This is a genomic window from Bifidobacterium sp. LH_230, assembly GCF_056357555.1.
The window spans coordinates 58,981-78,505 of sequence record NZ_JBKEWJ010000010.1; the positions used below are offsets into that span (position 1 = coordinate 58,981).

The 19,525-nt window shown below is 64.4% G+C and carries 14 protein-coding genes; 6 read left to right on the top strand and 8 right to left on the bottom strand.

What is annotated here, in order from left to right:
- Positions 1-299 precede the first annotated feature (299 nt).
- The 4 genes from infB to ribF all read left to right on the top strand — a co-directional run bounded on the left by infB (position 300) and on the right by ribF (position 7,437).
- Positions 300-3,233 carry a translation initiation factor IF-2 gene (gene infB, locus AC1A0G_RS06370; RefSeq protein WP_476528366.1) on the top strand — a complete coding sequence of 978 codons (2,934 nt, stop codon included), beginning with the start codon at positions 300-302 and terminating at the stop codon, positions 3,231-3,233.
- A gap of 219 nt (positions 3,234-3,452) precedes the next feature.
- Positions 3,453-3,989, top strand: coding sequence for a 30S ribosome-binding factor RbfA (rbfA, locus tag AC1A0G_RS06375; RefSeq protein WP_476528367.1), 537 nt, complete (start codon positions 3,453-3,455; stop codon positions 3,987-3,989).
- A gap of 515 nt (positions 3,990-4,504) precedes the next feature.
- The gene (locus AC1A0G_RS06380; RefSeq protein ID WP_476528368.1) at positions 4,505-5,845 is read left to right on the top strand and encodes a tRNA pseudouridine synthase B; all 1,341 of its coding nucleotides are present in this window, start codon (positions 4,505-4,507) and stop codon (positions 5,843-5,845) included.
- 389 nt (positions 5,846-6,234) lie between these two features.
- Positions 6,235-7,437, top strand: a complete 1,203-nt coding sequence (ribF, locus tag AC1A0G_RS06385) for a bifunctional riboflavin kinase/FMN adenylyltransferase (RefSeq protein ID WP_476528369.1) — start codon at positions 6,235-6,237, stop codon at positions 7,435-7,437.
- A gap of 546 nt (positions 7,438-7,983) precedes the next feature.
- Here the strand turns inward: ribF and AC1A0G_RS06390 are convergent.
- The 7 genes from AC1A0G_RS06390 to AC1A0G_RS06420 form a co-directional block, all read right to left on the bottom strand.
- Entirely contained in the window at positions 7,984-8,850 is an 867-nt protein-coding gene (locus AC1A0G_RS06390; RefSeq protein ID WP_476528370.1) for an amino acid ABC transporter ATP-binding protein, read from the bottom strand.
- Entirely contained in the window at positions 8,847-9,740 is an 894-nt protein-coding gene (locus AC1A0G_RS06395; protein WP_476528371.1) for an amino acid ABC transporter permease, read from the bottom strand. The genes AC1A0G_RS06390 and AC1A0G_RS06395 overlap by 4 nt, the downstream gene beginning before the upstream one ends.
- 37 nt (positions 9,741-9,777) lie before the next feature.
- On the bottom strand, positions 9,778-10,650 hold the full coding sequence (locus tag AC1A0G_RS06400) for an ABC transporter substrate-binding protein (RefSeq protein ID WP_476528372.1): 873 nt from the start codon (positions 10,648-10,650) through the stop codon (positions 9,778-9,780).
- A 335-nt stretch (positions 10,651-10,985) separates the two neighbouring features.
- Complete coding sequence (locus AC1A0G_RS06405; RefSeq protein WP_476528373.1) at positions 10,986-11,561, bottom strand: cupin domain-containing protein; 576 nt, start codon at positions 11,559-11,561, stop codon at positions 10,986-10,988.
- Between the two features lie 135 nt (positions 11,562-11,696).
- A complete protein-coding gene (locus AC1A0G_RS06410) occupies positions 11,697-13,112 on the bottom strand; it encodes an amidohydrolase family protein (RefSeq protein WP_476528374.1) in 1,416 nt (471 codons plus the stop codon).
- 323 nt (positions 13,113-13,435) lie between these two features.
- Complete coding sequence (locus tag AC1A0G_RS06415; protein ID WP_476528375.1) at positions 13,436-15,097, bottom strand: adenosylhomocysteinase; 1,662 nt, start codon at positions 15,095-15,097, stop codon at positions 13,436-13,438.
- A 281-nt stretch (positions 15,098-15,378) separates the two neighbouring features.
- The gene (locus AC1A0G_RS06420) at positions 15,379-16,947 is read right to left on the bottom strand and encodes a DNA repair protein RadA (protein WP_476528376.1); all 1,569 of its coding nucleotides are present in this window, start codon (positions 16,945-16,947) and stop codon (positions 15,379-15,381) included.
- Positions 16,948-17,130: 183 nt separating this feature from the next.
- On the opposite strand from AC1A0G_RS06420, the gene AC1A0G_RS06425 reads away from it, so the two are divergent.
- Together AC1A0G_RS06425 and AC1A0G_RS06430 are read left to right on the top strand one after the other, a co-directional pair.
- Positions 17,131-17,802 carry a hypothetical protein gene (locus AC1A0G_RS06425; protein ID WP_476528377.1) on the top strand — a complete coding sequence of 224 codons (672 nt, stop codon included), beginning with the start codon at positions 17,131-17,133 and terminating at the stop codon, positions 17,800-17,802.
- Between the two features lie 185 nt (positions 17,803-17,987).
- Entirely contained in the window at positions 17,988-18,077 is a 90-nt protein-coding gene (locus AC1A0G_RS06430; RefSeq protein WP_004268639.1) for a 30S ribosomal protein bS22, read from the top strand.
- Between the two features lie 529 nt (positions 18,078-18,606).
- On the opposite strand, the gene rpiA is transcribed toward AC1A0G_RS06430, so the two are convergent.
- Positions 18,607-19,305: a ribose-5-phosphate isomerase RpiA gene (gene rpiA, locus AC1A0G_RS06435; protein ID WP_476528378.1), complete on the bottom strand. Its 699-nt coding sequence runs from the start codon at positions 19,303-19,305 to the stop codon at positions 18,607-18,609.
- Positions 19,306-19,525 lie beyond the last annotated feature (220 nt).

The following is a 19,525-nucleotide window of genomic DNA, read 5'->3' on the forward strand; positions in this document are numbered from 1 at the left end:
TGATGGCATAAGATTTCTCGACTCGCTGCGCTCGCTCGAAATGACAGGATCGATGTGCGCAAACTTCGGGCGTGTTGCGCAAGGCGCACACATCCAATGGCACGAGTATGCTTGTCTCGGAATCCGAGCATGGTCGCGCCGCGCGGTCATGCCTTGATGACGAAACACGAGGTAGCACGATCATGGTCGCACGATGAGACGTCGAATGATGAAACGTCGCACGGACACTCAATGTAGGCTCTCGATAAACCAACAGTGACCGCGTCATCATACGCGCGGTTTGGATAGGAGAAAATTTAGTGGCGAAAGCACGCGTGTATGATCTGGCCAAGGAACTTGGCGTGGAAAGCAAGGACGTCCTTGCAAAACTGAAGGATATGGGCGAGTTCGTCAAATCCGCATCGTCGACCGTCGAAGCGCCGGTCGTTCGCCGTCTGAAGGCGGCATTCCAGGGGAACACCAAGGGCGGTGGCAAGGCTGGGGAGCCTGCCCGCAAGCCCGCAGCATCTACTAACGCATCCGAACACAAGGCTCCGGCGGCACCGCGTCCGGCCGCGCCGACCCCGCATCCGCACACCCCGGGTCAGCCGTCCGCGCACACGCCGGCTCCGCACGCTCCGGCCGAGTCCGCTGCGCCGACCCCGGCCGCGCCGAAGCCGTTCGCTCCGGTCCCGGGCATCCCGAAGCCGGCCCAGCACATGCCGCGTCCGCAGCGCGACGACCGCGATGGTCGTCGTGACGATCGTCGTCGTGACGGTCGCCGTGATGATCGCCGCGACAACCGCAACGGCCAGCCGCGCAACGAGCGCAACCATCAGCCGCGTGGCGAGCGCAATGGCGCCCGTCCGGGTGCTCCGCTGCCGCACGCGCCGCGTCCGGCCGGCCAGCCGGGCCAGAACGGCGGCCAGTCCGCGTCCGCAGCGCCGACTCCGGGCCCGCGTCCGGGCAACAATCCGTTCAGCCGCAAGCAGGGCATGCGCACCCCGACGCCGGGCGACATCCCGCGTCCGCACCCGATGGCTCGCCCGACCGTGAACAACGGCGAGGGCGGCGGCCGTGGCCGTGGTGGCCGTCCGGGTCAGGGCGGCGGCCGCGGTGGCTTCCGCAATGGTCGTCCGGGTCAGGGCGGTCAGGGCGCACCGCGTCCGGGCCAGTGGGGTCACAACCGTCCGGGTCAGGGCGGCGCGCAGGGCGCTCGTCCGGGTCAGGGCGGCGGCAACCGTTTCGGTGCCGGTGCAGGTGCCGGTCAGAACAGCGCTCCGAGCAACGGTCCCGCACGCGGCGGCCGTGGCGGTCGTGGCGGCGCTGCCGGCGCGTTCGGCCGTCAGGGCGGCAAGTCCTCGAAGGCGCGTAAGAACCGTCTTGCGAAGCGTCAGGAATTCCAGGAGATGAAGGCCCCGGTCATCGGCGGCGTTCGCATCCCGACCGGCAACGGCCAGACCGTCCGTCTGCGTCAGGGCGCGTCCCTCGCCGATCTAGCGGAGAAGATCAACGTCAATCCGGCGGCCCTCGTCACCGTGCTCTTCCACCTCGGCGAAATGGCCACGGCCACGCAGTCGCTCGACGAGTCCACCTTCCAGATCCTCGGCGAGGAGATCGGCTGGAACATCAAGATCGTCTCCGCCGAAGAGGAAGACAAGGAGCTGCTCCAGCAGTTCGACATCGATCTGGACGAAGAGGAGCTGCAGGAGGACGAGAACCTCAAGCCCCGTCCGCCGGTCGTCACCGTCATGGGCCATGTCGATCACGGTAAGACCAAGCTGCTCGACACGATCCGCCAGACCAACGTCGTCGCACGCGAGGCCGGCGGCATCACGCAGCGTATCGGTGCGTACCAGGTGACCGTCGACCTTGACGGCGAGAAGCGCAAGATCACGTTCCTCGATACCCCGGGCCACGAGGCGTTCACCGCCATGCGTGCCCGCGGTGCCGAAATCACCGACGTCGCGATCATCGTCGTGGCCGCGGATGACGGCGTCATGCCGCAGACCGTCGAGGCCATCAACCACGCGCAGGCGGCCCACGTGCCGATCGTCGTGGCCGTCAACAAGATCGATAAGCCGGGCGCGAACCCGGAGAAGGTGCGCGGCCAGCTCACCGAGTTCGGTCTCGTGGCTGAGGAGTACGGCGGCGACACCATGTTCGTCGATATCTCCGCGAAGCAGAACATCAACGTGGACAAGCTCCTCGAAGCCGTCCTGCTCACCGCCGACGCCGATCTCGACCTGCGTGCGAACCCGGATATGGACGCCCGCGGTGCCACCATCGAAGCGCGACTCGACAAGGGCCGCGGTGCCGTGGCGACCGTGCTCGTCCAGCAGGGCACCCTGCACATCGGCGATGCGATCGTGGCCGGCACCTCGTACGGCCGCGTCCGCGCGATGCTCGATGAGAACGGCAACCACATGAAGGAAGCCGGCCCGTCCACGCCGGTGCAGGTGCTGGGTCTGACCTCCGTGCCGACCGCAGGCGACCTGTTCCTCGTCGCCCCGGACGACCGCACCGCGCGCCAGATCGCCGAGAAGCGCCAGGCCACCGAACGCGCCGCGCAGCTCGCCAAGCGCCGCAAGGTCGTCTCGCTCGAATCCCTCAAGGAGCAGTTCGCCAAGTCCGAGGTCGACATGCTCAACATCGTCATCAAGGGCGACTCGTCCGGTTCCGTCGAGGCGCTGGAAGATTCCCTGATGAAGATCGAGGTGTCCGACGAGGTCGGCATCCAGGTCATCCACCGCGGCGTCGGCGCGATCACGCAGAACGACGTCAACCTCGCCACGGTCGACAAGGCCGTCATCATCGGCTTCAACGTCCGCCCGAACCGTCAGGTCGCGGACCTTGCCGAGCGCGAGGGCGTGGAGATCAAGTACTACTCGGTCATCTACAAGGCGATCGAAGACATCGAGGCCGCGCTCAAGGGCATGCTCAAGCCGGAATACGAGGAGGTCGTCACCTCCCACTCCGAGATCCGCGAGATCTTCCGCTCCTCCAAGTTCGGCAACATCGCCGGCGTCATGGTGCAGGACGGCGAGGTCAAGCGCGGTACGAAGTGCCGTATCCTGCGCAACGGCGTCGCCACGGTCAACGATCTGGAGATCTCCTCGCTGCGTCGTTTCAAGGACGACGTGCAGTCGGTCGCGGAAGGCTACGAGGCCGGTATCAACCTCGGCACCTTCAACGACATCGAGATCGGCGACATCATCGAGACCTTCGAGATGCGCGAGATCGAACGCAAGTAGTCTTGCCTGTCTTCGCTTAATTCAACTTGGCCCCCTCGGCTGAGGGGGCTGTCAGTCGCAGACTGACTGGGGGAGCGTACACCCGATTCGTACGAGGTCCGCATCTCATACGGATTTGGATTCGTGCGGATATTCGTACGGTGCGTTCCCCCGGCCGCACTACGTTTCCCGACAGCCCCCTTGCGCAGAGGGGGCCAAAACAGTATGAAAGGACTTCCCATGCCCGGAACGAACCCCCGCGCGGCCCGCATCGCCGCGCTCATCCAGCGCGTCATCGCGTCCAACATGGAGGCTCAGCTGCACGACAAGCGCCTCGCGAACGTGACCATCACCGAAGTGCGCGTCACCAACGATCTGCAGATCGCCAAGATCTACTGGACCCAGCTCGGCCACGAAGGCCACGAGGACGGCGAACGCAAGCGCGCCAAGCAGGCGCTCGAACAGGCCAAGGGCCGTCTGCGCTCGCTCGTCGGCGCGAAGGCCGGTCTGCGCTTGACCCCGCAGCTGCAGTTCATCTTCGACGAGGTGCCCGGCGAGGCCACCGAGATCGAGGACATCCTCGCGATCGCCCGCAAGCGTGACGAGGAGCTGGCCCGCGCCCGCGAGAGCGCGCAGTACGCCGGCGACGCCGATCCGTACAAGCATCCCGAGGAGCGCGACGAGTCGGATGATGTTGATGACGACGATTTCGAGGATGACGAGTACGACAACGACGAGGTGACCGTAGAAGACGGCGACGCCGATACGAACGCCTGATCTCCCTGGTTTCCCTGACAGGGGCTAGGAACAAGAAGTACCGGAACGCATCCTGACGCCGAGGGACTCGGCTCCCTCGGCTAGGCCGAGCCGTATAGCAAACGCCGGCGGCGTTTGTAGGCGAGGTGCGAGCGACAGCGAGCCAGCAGAGCGCGGCCGCTCGCCGTCCTCAATTGCAGGACGCTGTCAGCGAAGCTGACTGAGGGAGCGTCAAATCCCATCACCGTAAATCCCGACAAAGCGCCAAATTCTGTATCCTGTTATTTCGCTGGGCATCGGGTCTCTTCTGTCATTTCGACTGAGCGCTAGGGTCTTTCCTTGTCGTTTCGACCGAGCGAAGCGAATGGAGAAATCTTTTTGTCGTCATGCCGCCCAGAAAGATTTCTCGACTCGGCTTCGCCTCGCTCGAAATGACAAAATGGGATATGTGTTTATGCCTCGCTCGAATGACATCTGGAGTACACGTCTCGGCATCGAACATCATCCGCACTATTCATCATCGATCGAGGTAACCTATGCCCGCGCAACCGCAGCACCAGTCACAGCCGTCCGGACTGCTTGTCATCGACAAGCCGCAGGGCGTGACCAGTCATGATCTGGTCGCGGCCGTCCGCGCCGCGCTGCACACGAAAAAAGTCGGTCATGCTGGCACGCTCGACCCGATGGCCACCGGCGTGCTCGTCATCGGATTCGGCAACGCGACGCGGCTGCTCAACTACATCGTCGACCACGACAAGACCTACGAGGCGACGATCCGGCTCGGCCGCCGCACCACCACCGACGACGCCGACGGCGAGCTGATCGATGCAGGTGATTCCCGTCATCTCGAGCGTAGTGCGGATACCTCTTGCCACCTCGAGCGTAACGCGGATGCTTCCCGTCATCTCGAGCGAAGCACGGACACCCCTTGTCATCTCGAGCGGAGCGCAGCGGAGTCGAGAGATCTTTCCTTCCCCGCAACCATCACGCGCGACCTGATCGAGCGCGCCATCGCCTCGCATCTCACCGGTCCGATCGAACAGGTGCCGAACACGTTCTCCGCAATCAAGATCAACGGCCAGCGCGCCTACGATCTCGCCCGTGACGGCAAGGACGTCGAGCTGAAGGCGCGCCCGGTCACGATCCACGCGTTCGACGTGATCGACATGCGCGTCGGCTTCACCGATGCCGAGCGCACCAACGGCCCGCTGATCGACGATCGCGACGTGGCGTCGGCGGCTGGTGCGGATGTTGTGGGCGAAGCCTTGTCCGGATCGCCGATCGAACGTGCGGGGGAGACCCGGTCTGCGTTCTTTGATGAACGATCCACCGGTTCGGCATCGGCCGTACGCTCCGATTCCGCCATCGGCCATGAGCTGGTGCCGGCGATCGACCTCGACGTGCGGGTGAGCTGCTCGGCCGGCACGTACATCCGCGCGCTCGGCCGAGATCTGGGCGAGCTGCTCGGCTGCGGCGGCTACCTGACCCGGCTGCGGCGCACGCGCGTCGGCCGGTTTGACGTGACCGCAGCAAACGTAGTCACCGCACACACCGAATCGCGCACGTTCACGAACCGTGCCGGCGAAACGGTGACTCGCAATCGCGCGGTGCTCGACGTGACCGGGGACAAGCTGCTGGCCTCGTACGCGATGACGATGGTCGAATCGGTACGTACCGCGATGCCAACGCTCGCAATCACCGCCGAGGATGCGGTCAACCTGCGCTTCGGCCGCCGCGTCCCCTACGACATCCACGAACCGACCGCGGCCTTCGTGCCCGACGCTTCCGGCGACCAGCGCGCCGGCGACGTGGCCGCCATCATCGATCGTGCCAAACGCGGCGAGGCCAAGCCCCTCGTCGTCTTCCACGCCGACTGATCGATCCTGGACCCAGCATTGCCATCTTCTACCCGAGTCGATGACTGATCGTGTGACATGCTTGCTCCTGCTCCGTTCCACCATCATTAGCGTGACATTCTGGCTACTACTGGCCCGTTGCTATCCTCGATGTCACGCAAAAGGTGTCTCTTGCGTGATGTTTCTGCTAGTAGGGGGCGTTGCTATCTCGAATATCACGCAAGATGATGCTGATGGACATAAAACCGTCGGTTTGCGCGCAGGATGAAATCCCTCCGTGCATGTCTGGGCGCACCAGAATGCGGTCGAGTACACTGTCATAGGAACGTCCGCACGCGCACCGCATGTCGCGGGCAACGCGCGTGCCGCTGCGATGGAAACCGCGCAAGACACACTGGAACGAGGATCATATGAACATCACCCGACTCACCCCCGACCCGACCGGACTGGTCGACTGGCCGACCTTAAGCAACGACAGGAAATCCGTCGTGACGGTCGGCGTGTTCGACGGCATGCACCGCGGCCATCAGGCGGTGATCGGCCGCACGGTCGAGCTGGCGAAGCGGTTTGACGCGTTCTCGGTCGTGGTGCTGTTCGACCCGCGCCCCGGCCTGGTGCACGGCTACGCGGCCGCGCACAACGGCACCGAACCGGGCGACGACGTGCGCGATACGCAAGCGCTTACCATCGTGGATGAGCGGCTGCGTTTCATGCGCGAACTCGGCGTCGATCATGTGCTGATCGTGCGCTATACGCTCGCGTTCGCCGCGAAATCATATCGTTTCTTCCTTGGGCAGATGGTCGGCAAGCTCGGCATGCGCACGCTCGTGCTCGGCCAGGATGCGGCGATGGGCAAGGATCGTGCCGGCGATGTGAAAGCGATTTCCACACTGTCCGCCGCCACTGGAGTCTTCGAACTGGACGTGGTGGATGATCGCGGCCCGGGGCACGTGCGTATTCCGGCCGATGCCGAACCGCAGATGCCGACCGAATGGGGTGAGCCGGCTGACCCGTTCGCGGCGATGAGCAAGGCCGAGCTGCGCGCGTGGAGCAAGAAGCATCAGGCCAAGCTGCATCGCACATGGAGCTCCACGAACGTGCGCTACCTGCTCAGCCAGGGCCGCATCGTCGCGGCGAACGAAATTCTCGGGCACCGTCATTCGATCGAAGGCACCGTGGTGCATGGCGAGGAGCGCGGCCGCACGATCGGCTTCCCGACCGCGAATCTGGATGAGGCGACGGTGCGCGGCTACCTGCCGGTCGACGGCGTGTACGCGGGCTGGCTGGTCGATATGGGGCCGGCCGATACGGCCGCCGATGATGTCGACCGCGTCGCCTCCGACGACAAGGCCCGTATCGCGGATGGATCGCCGTGGCGCTGGCCGGCCGCGATCTCGATCGGCACGAAGCCGACGTTCAGCGAGACGACCGGACTGCACGAGCGCGTGGTCGAGGCGTATGCCATCACCGGTGACTGGCTGGAACTGTACGGTCACCGCGTGCGCGTCGAGTTCGCCGGATTCCTGCGTCCGCAGGTCAAGTTCGATTCCGCCGACGCGCTCGTGGCCGAGCTTGGCCGCAACGTCGAGGAGACCAAGCGCCTGACCGCGTGACCGGCGGCGCGGCATTGAGCCGAAGCCGTCCGGGAGTTGCCCCGCAAAACGGATGCTGGCGGGGCGCATCGCTGAAATGTCCGGGAATCGCCCCGTTGGCGTGGTCCTGTGCGGGGCAAATCCCCTAAGCTGTCATGGTTATGCCCCGCTAGGCAGCCTCCCAGCGGGGCATAACCATGACGGAATCCTGATTGGCCTCGCTGGGTGTCATTCCAGCGGGGACAATCGTATATGCCGTCATGGAATCGCCCCCGCAAACAGATGCTGGCGGGGCGCATCGTTGAAATGTCCGGGAGTTGCCCCGCTGGCAGGGTTCTGCGCGGGGCGATGCCCAGAAGCCGTCATGGATGTGCCTCGCTGGGAACCGCTTATGCGGGGGCGGACTGCACATGATTTCTATGGTCAGCCCCGCACATGGCCGTAATCGGGGTTCAACCATGAAGCCGTCATGAATGTGCCCCGCTGGGATGGTTCCCAGCGGGGCACAACGCATATGAGATCGGGAAATAACCCCGCGCGAACCCGCGCAACGGCCCCCGCGGTCACTCAGTGCCGGAAGTGAGCGAAGAACTCGCGCGTCTCCGGGTCCTCGGATTCGTCCATCACCTCGCGAGGCGTACCGTTCTCCGCGATCACGCCGCGCCGCAGCAGCACCACGCGATCGGCCGCGTCATGCGCGAAACTCATCTCGTGCGTGGCCATCAGAATCGTCGTGCCCTGCGATTTCAGCTCGGCGACCATGCTCAGCACCTCGCCCACGAGCATCGGGTCCAGTGCCGACGTGATCTCGTCGAGCAGCAGCAGTTCCGGATCGGTCATCAACGCACGCGCGATCGCCACGCGCTGCTGCTGACCGCCCGACAACTGATCAGGATACGAATTCGCCTTCGCCCGCATGCCGATGCGGTCGAGCAGCTCGAGCGCTCGCGCCTCGGCACGCCCGCGATCCCAGTGATGCACCTTGATCGCCGCCAGCGTGACGTTCTTGAGCACCGACATGTGCGGGAACAGGTTGAACTGCTGAAACACCACGCCGATGCGCGCGCGGATCTTGTCCTGATTCGCCCGCGGGTCGGTGATGTCGGTGTCGCCCAGCCAGATCTGGCCGTCGTCGACCTGTTCGAGCAGGTTCACGCACTTCATGAGCGTGGACTTGCCGGAACCGGACGGGCCGAGCAACGCGACGACCTCGTGCGGTTGGATGTCGAACGAGATACCGCGCAGCACCTGCGTGGAACCGTACGATTTGCGAATGTTGTCAAGCCGCAGCACCGGCAGGGGGGTGGATGTGACCAGTCCACTCGGCTCGGCGATGGCCGGGGCGGCAGTGGTGCCCGTGCCGCCGGGAGCAGTCGTGCTGCCAGCCGTCTGCATACGTTCGCTGTTGCTGTTCATGCCATTCATACCGCTCATACCGTGCCTCCGCTCTGCTCACGTTTGCGCAACCGCTCCGAATACCAGTCGTTGAGCAGGATGAACGGCACGCTCATCAGGATGAACAGCAGGCTCGCCACCACGTACGGCGTGAAGTTGTACGAGCTTGCCACCTCGATCTGCGCCGCACGCACCGCGTCCACCGCGCCCAGCACGGAGATCAGGCCGACGTCCTTCTGCATCGAGATGAAGTCGTTCATCAGCGCGGGCGCGACCTTGCGCAACGCCTGCGGCACGACCACCAGCCACGTCGTCTGCCCGGCCGTCAGGCCCAGCGACCGCGCGGACGCACGCTGCGAGGGGTGCACGTCGTTGAAGCCGGCGCGCAGCACCTCGGCGACGTACGCGCTGTAGCCCATGATCACGGCGATCGTGCCGAGCAGCGACGGGTCGATGCGCTGCTTGGTCAGCTGCAGACCAGGGATGCCGAAGCCGATCAGATACAGGATGACGATCATCGGGATGCCGCGCATGACGGTCGTGTAGATCGCTGCCAACGCTCGCAGCGGGAACATGACCGGGCTTTTGCTTGTACGCACGAGCGCGATCAGCGTGGCGAAGATCGCGACGCCGATCACCGCGACGACAAGCACCTTGATGTTGAGCCACAGGCCGTCGAGCACCTCGGGAAACGATTTCGCGAAGTATTCGGCGGAGAAGAACGTCTGCTTGACGCGCGGCCAGCCGGGCGACAATTGCAGTCCGATGACAACGATGGCGGCCAGCACGATCGTGCTGACGAGGCTCGTGACGACCGACTTGAGCTGCTGCTGGCGTCGGTAGGCACGGCGAGAAAGTTCGACCTCGCTCACCGGCGGCGTTGCGGCCGCGTCGGTGGCGAGGTCTTGCGAAGTTTGCGAATCGACCATAACAGCGATTCTATTGCAGTGGGCGAACCGGTTCGTCCTACTTCAGTTCGGTCAGGTCGGTGGTGTACTCGGCCAGCCACTTGTCCTGCAGCTGCTTGAGCGTGCCGTCAGCGTTCAGATCGTCCACGGCCTTGGTGACGGCCGATGTGAGCTTGGAATCCTTCGGCAGCACGATGCCCAGGCCGTCCTTGTCTTCGGAACCGGCGATGCGGCCGAGCACCTTGGCATCCTTGACCTGCTCCGACTGGACCATGTACACGCTCTCGACCGTGTTGGTCACGAGCGCGTCGATCTGACCGGCCTCAAGCGCCTGCGCGAGCGAGGCGTCGTCGTTGAAGGTCTGGATGTCGTCCTTGATCTTGTCTTTGACGATCGTGTACGCCTGCGTGCCGACCATCACGCCGATCACGGCGTCCTTGAGATCGGCGAGCGACTTGGCGGACGCGAACTTGCCGTCCTTCTTCACGACGACCGACTGCGTGTCCTTGTAGTAGCCGGACGAGAAGTCGACGGCCTGCTTGCGCTCGTCGGTGATGCCGAACTGCTGGATGTTGAGATCCCAGTCCTTGGCGCCCGGGGCGATGGCCGAGTCGAACGTGGTGCGAATCCACTTCACGTTGTCCTTCTTGAAGCCGAGCTTGTCTGCCACGGCGTAGGCCAGTGCGGCCTCGAAGCCCTCGCCGGACTCCGGCTTGTCGTTCATGACCCACGGCTCGTACGCCGGGTCGCCGGTCGCGATGGTGAGCGTGCCGGGGGTGATGGTCTGCTGCGTGATGTCGGAGCTACCGGCGTTGGAATTGGTGTTCGCGTTGTCGTTGCTGCTGGACGTGCCGCAGGCCGCGGAGAACGCGAGCGCGATGACGCTGACGGTCGCGACGGCCGCGCGAATGATGCCGTTCTTGTTGAACATGGTTTCCTCTCCTTAGTAACAGATGTGCGCCGTGACTGCCTGCCGTTGCTGACCGGCTGCCGGCCGGTTTCTTGCGGATATGCGAATATGCGCACGGCGGTTTTGGCGCATCAGCGCCAATTCTAAAGTATTCCCGCTACCGCCGCGCTCGCGTGCCTATCGCCGTTATCTATAGCCGGTTATGGCGGGCTGATTGGCGTGACGGGATTCTCTCGATGATGCGGATCGTCGAGAGAATCCCGTCATTGCGGGCATGAGGTGGTGGCGAGCGGTGGCGACGGGCGGTGCGTTCCGGCCGGCCACGTGGCGGAGCCGTTGCGATGCGTTGGTGCTGCCTACTGCAGCGTGAAACCGTCGAAGGTGAAGCCGGGGGATACGACGCAGGAGACGAGCGCGTCGCCGCGACCCGGGACGGTTCGCTGCCACACGCCGGCGGGAACGATCGCGTGGCCAACCGGCTGATCGGCGGCGATGACCGGTGACGCGGTTTGCGATGCCGTCGTATCGTCGGCGGTCGCGGCGGTGGCCGTTGCGGCAATCGGCGATGCATCCGGATCGGTCGCCGCATGATCTGCGATCGTACCATCCGTAATGCCCTGTCCGAGCACGATCGGCTGGATTTCGGCCGGATCGTCGGCCGGCTGATCGCCGCTGCCGCCGAGTTCCAGCGTGACGGTCGCCGGACCGTGCCACAGCCAGATCTCGTCGGCGTCGACCTTGTGCCAGGCGCTCGCGTCGCCCTCCGGCAACAGGAAATAGATCAGCGACGCGAGCGGTCGGCCGGACGCGGGGTCGGTCGCCGGGGCCTGCCAGTCGCGCGTGTACCAGCCGCCTTCGGGATGCGCCTCAAGCCCGAGCCGCTCCACGACGGAACGTGCGTATGCGCTCATATTCTCCAATGCAACACTCATGATGATGATTCCTTCTCTCTTTTCCCTCCCCTGTGAGGGGAGGGCGGCAGCGAAGCTGACGGGTTGGGGTACCGCGGTCGAAGACCGCCACAATACGGTATCGGCCCACGGTCGATTCCACGGGCGCAAGTCGAATCAAAACGCGCCGTTGTTGTAGACGACGCGGCCGGAGATGACGGTCGCGCGGTTCGTGCCCGCACCGTGGCGCACCAGCTCCTCGAGCGTGTCTTCGATGCCGCGCGGTGTGGCCACGTAGACCGGCACGTCGAAGAACGCGAGATCGGCCATCGCGCCCGCGTTGATCTGCCCGATGCGTCCCGCGCCGACGTGCATGCCGAGTTCCTGCGCGCCGCCGAGCGTCATCATCCGAATCAGCCGATGCGTCAGGTCGGCGCCGGCGTAGCCCTGCTCGCGGGCCAGATCGTACAGCATTGCCACATCGTCGAGCACATCCAGACTCGGCGAACTCGACAGCGAATCCGTACCGACCGCCAGCAGGTTGCCTTCCTCCAGATACTCGCGGATCGGCGCGTCGCGGCCGGTCACGGTGATCCGGTTCGAGCGCGGGCACAATGCGACGCCCACGCCGCGCTGGCGCAGGATACGGCGGTCCTCCGTGTTCGCCCACACGCCGTGCGCGATGTGCACGTCCGGGCCGAGCGAGCCGAGCTGATCGAGGAACTGGATCGCGGATGCGCCCATGCCGGCGTCCTTGAGCTGCTGGTAGCTCGACCAGTCCTCGTCGCGCCACGCGGCCGCCGAATACGTCGACAGCGTGGTTTCGCAGCTGTGCGAGCTGGAACCGGAGTTGGTGCCGGCCTCCATCGGCGTCTCCGCCAAGTGGATGTGCAGACGCATGTCAAGCTGACGTGCGATGTCCGGCAAATCCACGAACGGCGCGGTTTCCAGCGTGTACGGCGCGTGCGGGCTGATACCCACGCTCGGCAGGTCCTCGGCGCGCATGCGTCCCAAGTGCCGTACGAGCTCGCGCACGCCGACCTTGCGCCAGTCGTCGTTGCGCCAGTCCATCACCTCCCAGTACGCCACGCCGTGCATGCCCTGCGAGGCGAGCGCGCCCGCCGCCTCCGGGTCGGTCACGATGTCGGCCGCGGCGGTGGTGCCCGCCTCGACCATCATGCGCGCGCCCTGCTCGGCCGACGCCTTCCAATCGCCCTCCTCGCACAGCCGCTCGTACACTGGATTGAAGCCAAGCTCCCAGTCGCGGAAACTCGTGTACGTGCCGCGGCCGACCTCGGCCATGTTCGTGTACTGCAGGTGCGTGTGCGCGTTGATCAGGCCCGGCGTGATGATGCCGTGCCAATGATGCTCGTCGATGCGAGCGTTCGCAGCCATGTCCTGCTTGAGCGTGTCAAGCACCCAGCGGCGCGTGCCGACATGCACCACGCGGCTGCCGGCCACGGCGATCGCGCCGTCCATGATCACCGGTCCGGTGACGGGGATGATCAGCGGCGCACTGTACAGCGTGACCTCGTTGAGTGGGGCCGGGTGCGCGGCCGCATACAGCGGGTCGAAATCGTCGGTTGTGGTCATGGTTCAGTTATACCGGCCACCCTGCGACGCAACGCCGTCGAGATGGAAACCGTCCGCCGCTCCCAAGAAGCAAGCGGAGCCTCGGCTCCCTCGGTTAGGACATTGCCGTTACGCAAACAGCAGGGCTGTTTGTAGGCAAGGTGCGGACCGGCAGGTAAGCCAGAGAGCAATCGGTCTGCCGTCTGTAAGTGCATGACATCAGGAGACAGGCGGAGCCTCGGCTCCCTCGGTTGAGGGAGCTGTCAGCGAAGCTGACTGAGGGAGCGTTTACGGCGTTAGGTCGTCATAACACATGGCATCACACGACGATGGTGCGATGCCGTTTACTGCGCATCCGCAAATCGCGTGAGCTGCCAGTCGTAGCCGTTATCCGCAACCGCGTGGCTCGCGGCAAAACCGCGCGTGCTCAGGGCGACCTGCGCGATGCGGCGGTCGGATGCCGCGTCGAGACGATGCAGACCGGGAGCGAGCTGATCGCCGACGCTCGCGCGTGATGCAAGCAGTCGCGCGACGGCGCTCGCCTGCACGGCGAAACTCAGATCCATGATCTCGATCGGATTGCCGCCGCCGGCCGTGTAGTTGACGCCGTCGCCCTCGGCGAGCAGCGTGAGCGTCGGACCGTCCGGCACGGTGATCTTGCTGATCGTGCGAGCGTTGTCATGCCGGAAGCCCGGGATGTCGTCCAGCGCGATCTCGTTGGCGATGCCGCCGATCACCGACAGTACCGTGCCGCTGTGCATGAGCCGCATGTGTTCGACTGCGATCGTATGCCGTACGCCGGTCGCGGACACGACAATGCCGGCATTGGCGACCGCATCATCGATATCCTGCGCGGCGAAGCCATCGAACACGGCCTTGAGCGCGGCGACCGGATCGGTATCGCAGATGACGACGTGCGCACCCAGTGCGCGCACGCGTCGCGCGAACCCGCGCCCGACCGGCCCGTAGCCAATCACGGCGACATGCGCGCCGCTGAAGCAGTGCGCGCCGAGCAGCTCCTGCATGGTCGTCACGCAGGTTTCGCCCGTGCCGTGCTCGTTGTCGAAACCGGTTTTGAGTACGCTGTCATTGACCGCGATCACCGGGAACGTGAGCGCGCCCGCGTCCTGCATGGCCTGGAACGCGCGCACGCCGCTGGTCGTCTCCTCGGCCACGCCGATCAGGTCGCGCAGCAGTTCCGGGCGTTCGGCGGCGGCGAGACGGGCGAAGCTCGCGCCGTCGTCGATGATGATCTGCGGTCGGATCGTATCCAACAGACGCAGTGCGCCGGCCTGTGTTTCCTCGGGCGTCCAGCATACGTTTGCTTCGACGGCGATGCCCTCGCGTGCGAGCTGATCGGCGACGCGCTGGTCGGTTTCGGACGGGTCCGCGAACACGCCCACCGTCGCGCCGGCCGCCTTGAGCTGACGCAACAGCACTGCGGTCTTCGGCTCCAACACGAGGCACACCGCGATGCGAACGCCTGTAAAATCAACGGTTTCGCGCAACTGCGTCATCAGCGTGCGCAACACCGTCATATGCCGCTCGGCATAATCGATCGCATCCTTGCCCGACAACTTCCGTGCATCCGTCACCTCGTCAGCTAATGAGATAACACGATTGCCCTCTTGAACGGAATCGGCTTTCGTCTTGTCATCTCGAGCGGAGGCGAAGCCGGAGTCGAGAGATCTTTCAGTGCCTTCGGCAAGATTGCTCGACTCCGCTTCGCTACGCTCGAAATGACGGGTAGGGACTGTCTCGCTTCGCCTGGAGTGAAGAGTGGGGGCCGTTTTGTTTTGCTCGGAATGACAAGTGCGGTTTGTTTCGCTGCGCTCGCAATGACGTGATACGGCATCAACGATCATGCCCCACTGTGTGGCCGCTTCGGCAAATGTGCGCATATCGTCGTCATCCTCGGCGGGTAATGCAATCCGAGCGCCCGCCAACGAACGGTTCGTGTGTTGCGAATACATGACCGCCCATCGAGCGAAATCCAATTCGGTCATATTGCTTGTTCCTCCATCAAAGGTTGTGCGGTTGTAGCCGGTCCAGTGCCGTTTCAACGTGCGTGGCGTGCGGGGGTCTGCTCGTTGAGGCGTATCTTGCAGTTGTAGGGTCTCTATGCAGGATTGTTCGCGAAACGATCCTGTTCGACCATTGGAAAATGGCCATTTTGCAGTGCTGTATCAGTACGGCTCATCGCCAATGACGCAATGAATGCCCTACAACTGCAAGATAGGGCGTGAAGGGTGCGAGAAAGCATGTTCATGTCGTATCTCATATCACGTCAGCGGCTCAATCCGAGCGCGGCGAGCGCGTCAGCCAGCGTGGATGTCTCCACGATCCGTAAGCCAGGCACGTTCACCGGCTTGCGCGGCGTCGGACATACTGCCGTCGTGAATCCAAGCCGGGCGGCTTCGCGCAGACGGTATTCAAGTCGCGGCACCGGACGTACCTGTCCGGTCAGTGAAATCTCGCCGATCGCGCACGTCGTGCGAGGAATCGGGCGCGACTTCGCGGCGCTCGCCAGCGCGGCCACGATCGCCAGATCGCACGCCGGTTCCTTCGCCAGTCCGCCCGCGATCGTTGATACATACAGGTCGTTCGCCAGCAGATTCACTTTCCCGTGCCGGTACAGCACGGCCGTGAGCATCGCGATCCGGTTGGAATCCACGCCGTTGACCGCGCGGCGCGGCGTCGGCAGCACCGAACTCGTCACCAGCGACTGCACCTCGATCGGCAGACTGCGATGGCCATCCAACGTGAATGTCACGCACGTGCCCTCCACCGGCGGCTCGGGCTTGCCATCCGCGCCCACACCCGCGCCGGACGTCGACAGAAACAGGCCGGACGGGTCGGTCACCTCCTCGATGCCCTCGCCGCTCATGTCGAAACAGCCCACCTCGTCGGTCGGTCCGAAGCGGTTTTTCACCGCGCGCAACATGCGCAGCGCGGTCTGCGAATCGCCCTCGAACTGGCACACCACGTCCACGAGATGTTCGAGCGTACGCGGGCCGGCGATCGAGCCGTCCTTGGTCACGTGGCCGACCAGAAACACCGGCACGTCAAGGCTTTTCGCGGTGTCGATCAGCGCGCTCGCGACCTCGCGCACCTGCGTGGAGCCGCCCGAGATGCCATCGACGTCCTGCGAGACGATGGTCTGCGCCGAATCGACGATCGCCAGCGCCGGCCGTTCCTGCTCGATCAGGCCCAGCGCGGTCGCCAGATCGGTGGTCGAGGCGAGCAGCAGGTTCGGTTCGACCGCGTTGATGCGCGTGGCCCGCAACCGCACCTGCGCGAGGGATTCCTCGCCGGAGATATAGAGGACGGATTTGGTGGCTGGCTGTTCGGCTGACTGGCCGGCGGTCTTGCTGGCTGATTGTCTGGCTGACTGTGCCGATGATGCCAGCGTAAGTGAATCCTGCGCACTTCGCACGCCCCGTGCGATGTTGCCGGCCGTCTCCAACAGCAGCGTCGACTTGCCGATGCCCGGCTCGCCCGCGATCAGCACGACCGATCCGGGCACGATGCCGCCGCCGAGCACGCGGTCGAACTCGCTGAATCCGGTGGGAATACGGGTGACTGCGTCGGTATCGATCTGCGTGATCGGTCGCGCGGCGGACTGCGCCGGCACCGCGCCGGGCGTGGTTCGTGCGGTGCGGCCCGGCGCGGCGGTGCGATTGCCGGCCCCGGCACTGCGAGCGCCGCCCGCGCCGCTGCCCGCTGCGCCCCGTACCCGCGCCTCGTGAAACTCCTCGATGGTGCCCCACTGGCCGCACTCGGGGCAGCGGCCGTACCATTTCGACCCGCTCCAGCCACATTCGGAACACAGATATTGCACCGCAGTTTTCGCCATGCTTTGACGGTATCGGGTTTTTGCGACATCGGGGAGTGCGGCGTGCTGACCGACCCGTCGATTGTTGTTGAGTTGCGGCCGTTTCGGCCACGGGGAACGACCGTAACTCAACAACAGTCAAAGAGCTTTGTTGCGGTCGTGGCCGTCTGCCCCGAGTCATGCGGCTGTGAGAGAATCTAAGCCATGTCGAACACTCAACCATCGTCTTCCGTATCGCCGTCTCATGGCAAACTGATCGCCGTCGTGGTGGCCGCAGCGCTCGTGATCGTGCTGGCGCTGCTGTCCGCGTTCATCTGGCCGGGCTGGGCGCTGAGCAAGAACAACGCGTCGCAGCAGGCCGGCGGTAACTCCTCGACTACAACCGGCGGCTCCGATACGTCGTCGACCGACGGCAAGAAGGAGGAGTCGGAGCCGACCACGCCGAGCATCGAGGCGACCGCGCTGCCGGACGGTGCCAGCGAACTGCTCAAGGCGATGCCCGACACGGTGCTCAACTACGCGCGCACCAAGGCCGACGCGAGCACGACGTGGAACAGCACGTCGCCGCTGGAGGAGTACACGCTTACGTATTCGACCGGCGACACCGCCAAGGACGTGACGCTGATCGTCGCGCAGTGGGCGGCGTCCGACGCGGCGAAGACCCAGTACACGGCGCTGGCCGGCGCGCTCAAGGGCACGGAACTCGGTTCGGGCAAGGTGAAGGTGTCCGGCGAGGAGAAGGGCAGCTACACCGCCAAGACCGACGCGAACGACGAGAACAAGGCGATCGCCGTGTGGCAGAACGACACGGTCGTCTTCCAGGTGACCGGCGCGAAGGCCGCGGTGGAGCGGTTCTACCAGAACTTCCCGCTGTAAGTCCAGGCAGTCGCATTTCGGGACAGCGGGTAGCCGCGGCTGAGGGGAAGATTCCTTGGCCTGCGTGCCGCGGTCCGATGCCGTGCGGAAACGCCCGTCGCGGAACGCCGGTACCATTCGTCCCAGAATGCGTGTACTATTGGGCAAGTTGCAAACTTTACGACCTTTTAGGAACGGAGGCTGAGATGGGTTCGGTCATCAAGAAGCGCCGCAAGCGGATGAGCAAGAAGAAGCACCGCAAACTGCTGCGTAAGACTCGCCACCAGCGCAAGTAGTCTTCTCGCTCACTCGGTGAGCAACAGAAAAGCCCCTTACGGATTGTTCCGCAAGGGGCTTTCTCATACCTGCGCCGCCTCCGTCCGGTCCCGTTCGTCGCGGCGGTTCGGGCTGTAGCTCTGAATCAGCTATGGGACAATGCGGCCTGTGGTTGCTTTGTTCCGCGCAACTATTTCCGGAAATCATCCCACCGTTCCGAGAATCGTCGCGCTGGCATCGTCTCATCGCAACTATTTCCGGATATAAGCGGCTTCGTCCGGGAATGGTTGCACTGAGTCATTGCTAGCGCAACTATTTCCGGACGAGTGGGTCGTTTTCCGAGAATCGTTACACTGGCATCGTCTTAGCGCAACTATTTCCAGATGATAGGGCATATTCCCGAGATTGGTCGCGCTGGAATCCGGCGGCATGATATAAAAACGGCCGTAACCGAATCCCGCTGATGAAGCAGGGACTCAGTTACGGCCGTCTGCGGGCCGATCGGCTTGCGCTCAAGGCTGGAACGGCAAGAACCAACCGATCATCAGCTCACTTGTTGGAGTTGGTCATCACGCGCGGGCCGTTCGGGTCGCCCACGATGACCTTGTCGACCATGTTGAGGAACAGGCCGTGCTCCACCACGCCGACCGTGGTGATGAGGTCCTCGGCCAGATCCTGCGGGTGATCGATGCGCTCGAGGTGCAGGTCGACCACGTAGTTGTTCTCGTCGGTGCGCACCGGCTTGCCCTCGGCGTCGAGACGCAGCGTCGGCTTGTAGCCCTTGGCCTCGAACTTCTTGATGACGTGGCCGGCGCCGAACGGGATCACCTCAACCGGCAGCGGGAACTTGCCGATGGTGTCCACAACCTTGGACTCGTCCACGATCCACACGATCTTGTCGGAGTTGGTCGCCACGATCTTCTCCCACAGCAGGGCCGCGCCGCCGCCCTTGATGCCGTTGAAGTTCTTGTCGACCTCGTCCGCGCCGTCGATGGTGATGTCGATGTGGTCAACGTCGTCGATGTCGACGATCTTGATGCCGTAGCCCTCGGCCTGCTCCTGCGTGCGGCGGGAGGTGGTGACGCCCGTGAACTTGAGGCCCTCCTCCTTGACGCGGCGGCCGAGCTCGTCCACGAGGAACCGCACGGTCGAGCCGGTGCCGAGGCCCGCGATCATGCCGTCGGTGATCAGCTTGGCGGCTTCGATGCCGGCCGCCTTCTTCAGCGCATCCTGTTGTGCCTTATCCATATCTACTCTCCTTCGACGGGAAATTCGCCTCGCGCCGCTTTCGTGCGCGGCGTTCGGCCCAATTCTCTAGTGTATCCGATGTGTTCCTTGTTGTGACCTTGTGTCCCGTTTTTGGTGTGATGCTTGTTACATCCGCGGGTGCCGGCCACGTGCGTCGGGCGGATGACTGACCGTTGGCCGGCCGTTGGCTGACTGTTGGTCGACGATCGGTCGCCGTTTG